Source organism: Phytoactinopolyspora endophytica, from assembly GCF_004138495.1.
Classification (GTDB): Bacteria; Actinomycetota; Actinomycetes; order Jiangellales; family Jiangellaceae; genus Phytoactinopolyspora; species Phytoactinopolyspora endophytica.
This window is the reverse complement of sequence record NZ_ML142849.1, coordinates 557,434-567,206: the sequence shown is the minus strand read 5'-3', so window position 1 is coordinate 567,206 and position 9,773 is coordinate 557,434. Positions and strand designations below refer to the sequence as shown.

Annotated in this window: 7 protein-coding genes; 3 read left to right on the top strand and 4 right to left on the bottom strand. The window is 65.2% G+C overall.

The genetic code is table 11. From position 1 onward, the window contains the following. The first annotated feature begins 141 nt into the window (after positions 1 to 141). Positions 142 to 1,134 (top strand): branched-chain amino acid ABC transporter permease, encoded by a 993-nt coding sequence (locus tag ELR45_RS02515; RefSeq protein ID WP_129663138.1) that lies wholly within the window; start codon positions 142 to 144, stop codon positions 1,132 to 1,134. A gap of 206 nt (positions 1,135 to 1,340) precedes the next feature. Here ELR45_RS02515 and ELR45_RS02510 read toward each other — a convergent pair whose 3' ends face one another. From ELR45_RS02510 to ELR45_RS02495, 4 genes are all read right to left on the bottom strand, one after another. Beyond that, positions 1,341 to 2,699, bottom strand: a complete 1,359-nt coding sequence (locus ELR45_RS02510) for an ABC transporter substrate-binding protein (RefSeq protein WP_129663136.1) — start codon at positions 2,697 to 2,699, stop codon at positions 1,341 to 1,343. 133 nt (positions 2,700 to 2,832) lie between these two features. Next, positions 2,833 to 3,609 carry an ABC transporter ATP-binding protein gene (locus ELR45_RS02505; RefSeq protein ID WP_129663134.1) on the bottom strand — a complete coding sequence of 259 codons (777 nt, stop codon included), beginning with the start codon at positions 3,607 to 3,609 and terminating at the stop codon, positions 2,833 to 2,835. Then, positions 3,606 to 4,649: an ABC transporter ATP-binding protein gene (locus ELR45_RS02500; protein ID WP_129663132.1), complete on the bottom strand. Its 1,044-nt coding sequence runs from the start codon at positions 4,647 to 4,649 to the stop codon at positions 3,606 to 3,608. Before ELR45_RS02500 ends, ELR45_RS02505 begins: the two co-directional genes overlap by 4 nt. Before the next feature lie 204 nt (positions 4,650 to 4,853). Further along, positions 4,854 to 5,216 (bottom strand): PaaI family thioesterase, encoded by a 363-nt coding sequence (locus ELR45_RS02495; protein WP_420813799.1) that lies wholly within the window; start codon positions 5,214 to 5,216, stop codon positions 4,854 to 4,856. A 277-nt stretch (positions 5,217 to 5,493) separates the two neighbouring features. Between ELR45_RS02495 and polA the strand changes: the two genes are divergently transcribed. Both polA and ELR45_RS02485 read left to right on the top strand, forming a co-directional pair. After that, positions 5,494 to 8,181 carry a DNA polymerase I gene (polA, locus tag ELR45_RS02490; protein WP_240759093.1) on the top strand — a complete coding sequence of 896 codons (2,688 nt, stop codon included), beginning with the start codon at positions 5,494 to 5,496 and terminating at the stop codon, positions 8,179 to 8,181. Between the two features lie 452 nt (positions 8,182 to 8,633). Continuing rightward, a partial coding sequence (locus ELR45_RS02485; RefSeq protein WP_240759092.1) for a lytic transglycosylase domain-containing protein occupies positions 8,634 to 9,773 on the top strand: 1,140 nt, incomplete at its 3' end.

Sequence of the window (9,773 nt, the reverse complement as noted above, 5' to 3'; positions counted from 1 at the left end):
GCCTGGTCACCGAGCTGTCCGTGCTGTGGTTCCCGTCGGAGCTGAAGTTCATGTGGGCACTGCTGGCCTTGATCGTGGTCTTGCTGGTACGGCCGCAAGGCATCCTTGGCCACCGCGAGCGGGTCGGATAGGAGCGCGACGTTGGATTGGATAGGCGTATTCACCAATGGCCTGCGTACTGGTCTCGGCCCCCAAGCCGCTGCCTACGCGTTGCTGGCGATCGGCCTGAATGTCCACTTCGGATTCACCGGCCTGCTCAACTTCGGCCAGGTCGCCTTCATGCTTGTCGGCGCCTACGGAGTCGGCATCACCACGGTGACCTACGGTGGGCCGTTGTGGTTGGGGATTCTGGTGGGACTGGGCGGTGCACTCGTCCTTGCCCTGATCGTAGGTGTCCCCACGCTGAGGCTCCGCGCTGATTACTTCGCGATTACGACGATCGCCGTCGCCGAGGTGCTCCGGCTGATCGTCCGATCCAGCTCCGCTGGGGATGTGACCGGCGGGCCGCTCGGCCTGCAGTCGATTGCGCCAGAGTTCCAGGACATCAACCCGATCCCGGTGGGTACCTATGGCGTCGGCCGGGTCTCGTACCCGCACGGGCAGCTGTGGACCTTGCTCGTGACATGGGGTGTCGCCCTGCTGGCGACCGTCGTCGTGATCCTGCTGATGCGCAGCCCGTGGGGTCGGGTGGTGAAGGCCGTTCGCGAAGACGAGGAAGTGGCGCGCTCTCTCGGCAAGAACGTGTTCAGCTACAAGCTGCAGAGCTTGATGCTCGGCGGGTCCATCGGCGCCGCCGGCGGCATCATGTTCTCGTTGGGCAGCCAGACCGTGAACGCCGACACCTACCAGCCCCAGGTCACCTTCTATGCGTATGTGATCTTGATCCTGGGTGGTGCCGCTTCGCGGTTCGGGCCGCTGATCGGCGCGGTGCTGTTCTGGTTCTTGTTCAGCGCCATCAGCACGGCACTCCGGCAAGCTGCCCGAGCTGACCTGCTCCCGGAATTCATGTCCGGGGGAGGTTCCACCGGAGCGACGGTCCTCACCTTTGTGGGCTTGGCCCTCATGCTGCTGATGATCTTCCGCCCACAGGGCATTCTTGGCAACAAGAAGGAGATGGTCCTCGGGGCTCGTTAGCTTGGCCCATCCATGGCCATCTTGAGGTGAGAGCGCATCGGATCAAACCATTGCGCACATAGTGGCGCACATGCATGTGGGCCGGGACCTTCGACAGGTCCCGGCCCACATGCTGCGTGAACCGACGCTACTCAGCGTTGCCGGTGATGCGCCAGGTACCGGTTTGTCAGGGTGCCGGGCGCATCACCGTGGCAGCTGTGTGTGAATCAGTTGAGGTCGCCGAGATCGAGGTCCTGGTCTCGGACGACTTCTAGGGAGCCGTCGTCCTGGAACTCGGCGATGGCGTACCGGCCGAACGTCGGATCCGATCCCTCCATCTCAAGCGGGCCGCTGGCACCGTTGTAGTCGATGTCCGCTCCGTCCTCCAGGAGTGCGCTGCACTCCTCAAAACTCGTGCACTCGGTACCTTCCCTGGTGACATCCACGATGGTGTCGTTGAAGTCGACCGGGTCGGTGGAGTCGGCGGAGATCGCGGCAAGGGCGATGGTGACCACGCAGTCGTACGTCTGGCCGCCGTAGATGTAGTTGCCGGACTCGCCCGATGGCAGCGCTTCCTCGAGGCGCGTGTTGAACTCCTCACCACCAGCGGCACCGATCACCTTCATACCCGCGATGAAGCTCGGGTCGTCCGGGTTCACGTCGTCGGTCAGTGTCGGGCCGAACAAGCCGTCGCTGCCGTACAGCTGGTCGGCGGAGAGGCCTGACTCGATCAGCTGCCTGATGAGGGTCGCGGCCTCGCCGAAGGAGACCAACACGACCGCGTCCGCGTTCGCCCCGGTGATGTCCGAGACCTCAGCCGAGAAGTCCGTCGTATTGGGGTCGTAATCGTTCCGCGACACCACAGTGCCCCCGGAAGCCTCGACACCGTCCTGCACCAGGTCGGCGAGCGACACGCCGTAGTCGTCTGCACGCGCGGCGATGGCGATGTTCTGATGACCGTCGTTCAGCAACTCGTCGACGATGACGGGGCTGACGGCCTCGTCCGGCGGCACGGTGCGATGGTAGAAGCCGTTGTTCTCCTGATCGCTGAACTCAGGTGATGTGTTGGACCCAGAACACTGCACGATCTGGTTGTCGAACAGCATCTGGATGATCTCCTGCGACATCCCGGATGCTGCCGCGCCGACGACGGCGTCCGCGCCGCCGTTGATGTGCTGCGCGGCGGCCTGCTGTGCGATGGGGGCGTCGCCGGCCTCGTCTCCGCTCGCGAGGGTCACATCGTTGCCGTTGACGCCGCCCGCCTCGTTGATCTCTTCGACGGCCATCTGGACACCGGTGATCATCGGCGCACCGAGGAAGGCCAACGGCCCGGACTCGGGCAGGACATAGCCGATGTTGAGGACGTCGTCACGGCCGGGACGATCGACCTCCGGCACTTCGGCGTCCTCCTCGCCCTCGTCTTCGGGCTCTTCCTCCTCTTCGGCCGGCTCCTCTTCGGCCGGCGTCTCTTCAGCTGCGCCGTCCGTCTCGGTCTCATCGCCGTCGTCGTCGTCGCCACAGGCGGCGAGCGTGAGCGTGAGCGCCGCGACTGCTGCTGCACTTCTGAGAAATACAGTGCGTCTCATCGCTTTCCTTCCCCTCCGTACATGGATTCGTGAACGGGACGCTACACCTGCACTTATGCGGGCGCTAGCGCTTGCGTGCCGGCGACACGCAGATGTGATCTAGAGGTGACCTTGCGATACGCATCGGACTGAGTCACACTCGCGCGAGAGTGCCGAGGTACAGCTCGATCACCTTCGGGTCGTGCAACAGATCGGCGCCTGCGCCGGTGTAGGCGTTGCGGCCCTGGTCGAGAACGTAGCCACGGTCGCAGATCTGCAGACACCGGCGGGCGTTCTGCTCCACCATGATCATCGACACTCCGGCGCGGTTGATACGCCGGGCGAGGATGAACACCTCGTCTTGCAGCGCTGGTGACAGGCCCGCCGATGGCTCGTCGAGCAGCAGAACCGCCGGTTCGGCCATCAGTGCTCGTGCCATGGCCACCATCTGTCGTTCGCCACCCGAGAGCGATCCGGCCCGCTGGCTGCGGCGGTCCGCGAGGGCGGGGAAGAGCGACACGACGAACTCGAATCTCTCCTCGAATCTCCCCGGGTTCTGGTACAGCCCCATCTGCAGGTTCTCGGCGATGGTGAGAGAGGGAAAAATGTTGTTCGTCTGCGGGACGAAGCCGATGCCGCGCGAGACGAGTTCATTCGCCTTGAGACCGACGATGTCCTCACCCCGGAGAGTGACCGTGCCGGACGTGATCTTCAGCAGCCCGAAGATCGCCTTGAGCAACGTGGACTTACCGGCGCCGTTTGGGCCGATGATGCCGACCAGTTCGCCCTCGTTGATATACAGATCGGTGCCCTGAAGGATGTTCACACCGGTGAAGTAACCGGCCACCAACTCGTCAGCGCGGATGAGCGAGCCTTCCGCGCTTTTGAGGTGCTCACTGCGGTCGGCGCCGACGGATTCGGTCCCGCTCATCGTGTCTCCTTGCCGGCTGGCGTCTCAGTCGCGTCCGCGCTGGATGATGACTCGGCACCGGACGACGAGGCGCGGCCTGACGGCGGTGGTGTGTCGCTGGATGACGGCGGCGAGTCGTCTCCGTTCACCGTCGCGGCGCTTACGTCGTCGTCGATGAGATCGGCCTCTATCTCGGCCAGTTGACGCTCCTCCTCAGCCTCGGTGAGTGGCGCATCGTGGTGAGAGCCGAGATAGGCATCGATGACGACAGGATCGGCCATGACGGCGTCCGGAGGACCCTCGGACACGACTCGCCCCTGGGCCATAACGATCACCCAGTCGGAGATGTCACACACCATGTCCATGTCGTGCTCGACGAACAGTACCGTCATCCCCATGTCGCGAAGATCTTTGACGTGTCCCAGCAGGGACTGCGTCAACGCCGGGTTCACGCCGGCCATGGGCTCGTCCAACATGACCAGAGTGGGCTCGGCCATGAGCGCGCGTGCCATCTCAAGAAGTTTGCGCTGTCCGCCAGAGAGCTCTCCTGCGTACTCGCCGCGCATGTGATCGAGTTTGAAACGGGTGAGCAGCTGTTCCGCGCGTTCCGTGACCGTCTTCTCCTGCTTATTCCACAGCCACGGCAGCAGCGCCCGCCACGCTCGCTCACCGAGCTGATCGGTGGCGCCGAGCCGCATGTTCTCCATGACGGACAACCGCGTGAGCGCCTTGGTGAGCTGAAAGGTGCGGACCAGTCCCGCCCTGGCGATTCGGTAGGGAGGCTGTCCGGCCAGCTGGTGGCTCTCAAACGCCCATTTGCCGGTTTGTGCTCGGTCGAACCCGGTGAGGAGGTTGAAGAAGGTAGTCTTGCCCGCGCCATTGGGGCCGATCAACGCAGTGATAGCGCCGCGCTGAATCTCGACGTGCTCGACGTCGACCGCGGTGAGCCCGCCAAAGCGGCGGACGACGTTGTCGGCCACCAGAATAGGATCTCGCTTCGGCGCCCCCGGTTTCCGGGGGACATCGGCGAACAAATCGTGCGCTGTGCTCGGTGCTGTCATGGGGTGCCAGCTCCCTTCTGTCACTGAGGATCGCTCGTGACTACCCTCAAGTATCCGCGCGATGGCGTCTTCAGCACCATGTGTGTGGATTAAAACGGTTGGGCGAGCATAACCGGCCGGAAGCGCAGCGCTGTATCGCGACCCTTCCGCCCACGCAGATGTTTCCAGACCGATACGTGGTGGTGACTGGAGTACCCGGGGTGGTCACTCTTCAACCAGGCGCAGATAGCAGGTGATCCGCGCGGTGCAGACGCGCTGCCCCGCGTCGTCGGTGATGACGACGTCGTATGTGGCGAACGTCCGGCCGCGATGCGCGGGTGTGGCAGTCGCGGTCACGTGGCCATCCCGGACGCCGCGGTGGTGCGTGGCGTTGATGTCGACGCCGACGGGAAACCGGTCCGGCATGGCGTGCAACGTGGCGGCCATCGACCCTACGCTCTCGGCGAGTACGCATGACGCGCCGCCGTGGAGCAGGCCGACTGGCTGGGTGTTGCCCTCCACGGGCATCCGCGCCACGACCTGCTCCGTCGAGCCTTCCAGGTAGATGATGCCCATCCGCTCGTCCATCGCCGATCGTGGGATGTCCGCCAAGGTGATCGGGGTCTGTCGCTCGTCCGGCTGCGCATGGTTCATGAAAAGAGATCCTGCCGCAGAGTGGCTGACCGCCCAGCACCGGCATTCGCGGCGGAGGCGGTCTTGCGGGCCGAACCCTGCTCTCCGCGGCGCCCGCTAAGGCGTGTGGACGGGAGCGGAGTCCTCCTTGCCTTGAAGGTTCTCATGGCGGGATCGCCCCGGGTCCGAACAGCTGGGCGACATTGTCATTGCCTCGGACTAAGGTAGCGCCGTGGCTGATGTTGTTGAGACCCCGCGGTTGCTCTTGCTCGATGGTCATTCGCTCGCGTATCGGGCGTTCTATGCGCTGAAGGACGCGAACCTGGTCACGACCACCGGGCAGCACACCGAGGGTGTGTACGGGTTCACCTCGATGCTGATCAACGTCTTGCGAGACGAAGCGCCGACGCACGTGGCCGTGGCGTTCGACGTCTCCCGGCAGACATTCCGCAGCGAGAAGTTCCCCGAGTACAAGGCCAACCGCAGCAGCTCGCCTGATGAGTTCAAGGGACAGATCGACCTGGTGAAGGAGGTCCTGACGGCGTTGCGCATTCCGTTCGTCGAGAAGGACGGCTTCGAAGCGGACGATGTCATCGCCACACTGGCCAGCCAGGCCGAGGCGCAGGGTGTGGATGTCTTCATCTGCACCGGGGACCGCGATACCTTCCAGCTGGTGAACGAGCATGTCACGGTCCTATACCCGCGGCGGGGGGTCTCGGACCTGACGCGCATGACAGCCGAGGCTGTGCAGGACAAATACGGTCTGACCCCGGCACAGTATCCCGACTTCGCCGCTCTGCGCGGCGACCCATCGGACAACCTGCCGAACATCCCGAGCGTCGGCGAGAAGACCGCGGCCAAATGGGTGGTTCAGTTCGGATCGCTGGACGAGCTCGTCGCTCGCGCCGACGAGGTCAAGGGCAAAGTCGGCGACGCGCTGCGGGCGCATCTGGGTCAGGTCATGACCAACCGTCAGCTCACCGAGCTGATTCGGGACGTCCCGCTCGATGTTCACATCGATGACCTGGCCCGCCAGCCGTGGGATCGCGAGGAGGTACACCAGCTCTTCGACACTCTGCAGTTCAGGGTTCTCCGTGATCGGCTGTACGAGTACCTTGACCCCACAGAACCTGAGTCGGGCGGCGGATACGAGGTCGACGCCGAGCGGCTGGAGCCTGGCGACGTCGCGGGTTGGCTGGCCGAGCATGCGGCGTCCGGGCGTACCGGCGTGTCGGTGCGAGGCACCTGGATGCGTGCCACGGGCGACGTGACCGAGGTGGCGCTCGCGACGGCAGATGGCGCCGGCGCATGGTTCGAGACCGCCAAGCTCAGTCCCGAGGACGACACCGCGGTGGCGCAGTGGTTCGCCGACCCGGAGCGGCCCAAGGTGATGCACGAGGCCAAGGGACCGCTGCACGCGCTCACCGCGCGTGGCTGGCCGGTCGCCGGGCTGGCCGCCGACACCACGATCTCCGCCTTCATCGCGCTGCCAGGCCAGCGGTCGTACGATCTAGCGGACCTGGTACAGCGCTTCGTCGGCCGGGAGCTGCGGATGGACAGTGCGGGTGCGTCCGAGGTTCAGCTCTCGCTCGACGGCGGCGACGAGGAACAGCTCGGCCTCGACGAGGCCGTACGCGCGCGGGCCGTGCTTGACCTTGCCGACGCTCTCGACGCCGAGCTCGGCAAACGTGGCGGGCGCAAGCTGCTGGACGAGGTGGAGCTGCCGTTGGTGAGCGTCCTTGCGGGCATGGAGCGCAAGGGCGTCGCAGTTGACGTCAGCTACCTGGAAGAGCTCGAGTCGTCTTTCGCGGGCGCGGTATCGCGGTCGGCTTCGGACGCCTATGACGCGATCGGGCACGAGGTCAACCTGGGCTCCCCGAAGCAGCTGCAGGTCGTCCTGTTCGAAGAGCTCGACATGCCGAAAACGAAGCGGACCAAGACCGGATACACCACTGATGCCGATGCGCTGGCCGACCTCTTCGTGAAGACCGAGCATCCGTTCCTGGAAGCGCTGCTGCGGCACCGTGACGCGTCGAAGCTGCGGGTCACCGTCGAAGGTCTGCTGAAGTCCACCGCCGACGACGGCCGCATTCACACCACATTTCACCAGACCATCGCCGCCACCGGGCGGCTATCGTCCACCGACCCCAATTTGCAGAACATCCCGATCAGAACGGCGGAAGGCCGTCGCATCCGGGAGGCATTCGTCGTCGGCGACGGCTACGAGAGCCTGCTGACCGCCGATTACAGCCAGATCGAGATGCGCATCATGGCGCACCTCTCCGAGGACGAGGGACTGATCGACGCGTTCGCCTCGGGTACGGACTTCCACTCGGAGACGGCCGCCCGCGTGTTCAACGTCGCCGCCGACGACGTCACGGGGGAGATGCGGGCGAAGATCAAGGCCATGAACTACGGCTTGGCGTATGGGCTGTCCGCTTACGGCCTGTCGAAGCAGCTGACCATCGGGGTCGCCGAGGCACAGACCTTGATGGACGAGTACTTCGAGCGGTTCGGCGGCGTGCGTGACTACCTGCGCGAGGTGGTGCAGCGGGCGGCCGGCGAGGGCTGGACCGAGACGATGCTGGGGCGCCGCCGATACCTACCGGATCTCACCAGCGAGAATCGGCAGCGTCGTGAGATGGCCGAGCGGATGGCGCTGAACGCCCCCATCCAGGGCTCCGCGGCCGACATCATCAAGGTCGCCATGCTCGGCGTTGAGCGTGCGCTGAACGCGGAAGGCCTGAGGTCTCGGATGCTGCTCCAGGTTCACGACGAGCTCGTGCTCGAGGTCGCATCGGGAGAGCGCAGCGCCGTCGAGGAGCTAGTGCGGCGCGAAATGGGTGCGGCATACGAGCTGCGGGTGCCGCTCGAGGTGTCGGTCGGGTCTGGGCGGACCTGGCAGGAAGCGGCACACTAGGGCCCTCGGCTCGACCTCGTTCTGGTTGCGCTGGGTGGGCCGGAGAATTCGTCGGCCTCTCACGCCTCCGGCGGGTGGCTTTCCGTGCTGGTTGCGTGTGTCTGCGCCTCCGGAAGATCGGCCGATGAGCTTCTCCGGCCCTTTCGAGCGTTCAGCATGTAGGCGGTGTGTAGTTCGCAAGATGTTCAAGTAGTTCATGTGGCGCATGGGTAGCGAAGTGCGACCAATCGTGACAAGCTCGTGACTCAAGGGTTTGAGTTGTGCCTGTGCCGGGGGGCGTACGGCTGCGGACAAAAGCGGAGGTCTGCGTGCGGCGTGCACCACGAGTGACGATAGGTCTGGTGGCGGTTGCGAGTGTTTTCTGCCTAGGGAGAGGTGACGCGGTACCGGAGCCGGTAGATGACCGGACGACGCCGGTGGCGAACGGTACGTCCTTGAGCGACGTACCGACGATGAGCTCACAGACACGGAACCTGGGTAGCGACCCCGATCTGGTGGACGCGGAGACGGCGTCTGCGTCGGTCACCCAGGTCGATGAGGACGAGGATGTCGGCTCGGGTTCGGACCCCGAAGAGGGGAACTCGTCATCCGCAGATCTGGGCACCGGATTGAGCGGTGGCTCCGTGGGAGACCTAGGGATCCCGGGGCTCGTCCTAGAGGCGTACCAGCAGGCTGCGGAGTCCTGGAACGAACGGCAGGCCAGTTGCAACATTCGCTGGCAGATCCTGGCCGGGGTAGGCAAGGTCGAGTCGAGTCACGCCCGTGGCGGCCAGGCCACCGAGCAGGGCGATACGCAGCCGCGGATCCTCGGGCCGGTGCTGAACGGTGGGCCCGGAATTGCGGCGATTCCGGATACCGACGGCGGGCACTGGGACGCTGACTCGACATGGGACCGCGCAGTCGGCCCGATGCAGTTCATCCCCGGAACCTGGAAGGCGTTTGGTGTGGACGCGGCCGGCGACGGAGCCGCCGATCCGCACAACGTGTTCGATGCGACGCTGAGTGCAGCGAAGTACCTGTGCTTCGGCGGCGGCGACCTTTCCACCGACTATGGCTTGAGTTCGGCCTTGCGGCGTTACAACAACTCTGCGGCCTATGTGCACAAGGTCATGGAGTGGATCGAGGCCTATGACAAGGGTGAGGTCGAGTCGGTAGACACGGCCGGACCTGGGCCGGACGTAACTGAAGCGCAAGGCGACGGCGGACTGCCGGATTCCAATGGTCCCGCGCCTACCGGCGAACCGAGCGATGGCCCAAAGCCCACGGACAACCCGGACGGCGATGATAAGCCGGGCGGCAACGATGGCGGCGATAAGCCGGGCGGCAACGACAAACCGGACGACGACGGCGGAGACAAGCCGGGCGACAACGACGACGATGGCAAGCCTGAGCCGGACCCCACGGAGCCTGAGCCGGACCCGACCGAGCCTGAGCCGGACCCCACGGAGCCTGAGCCGGATCCGACCGAGCCTGAGCCGGATCCGACCGAGCCTGAGCCGGACCCGACCGAGCCTGAGCCGGACCCCACGGAGCCTGAGCCGGACCCCACGGAGCCTGAGCCGGATCCGACCGAGGAGCCTGAGCCGGATCCG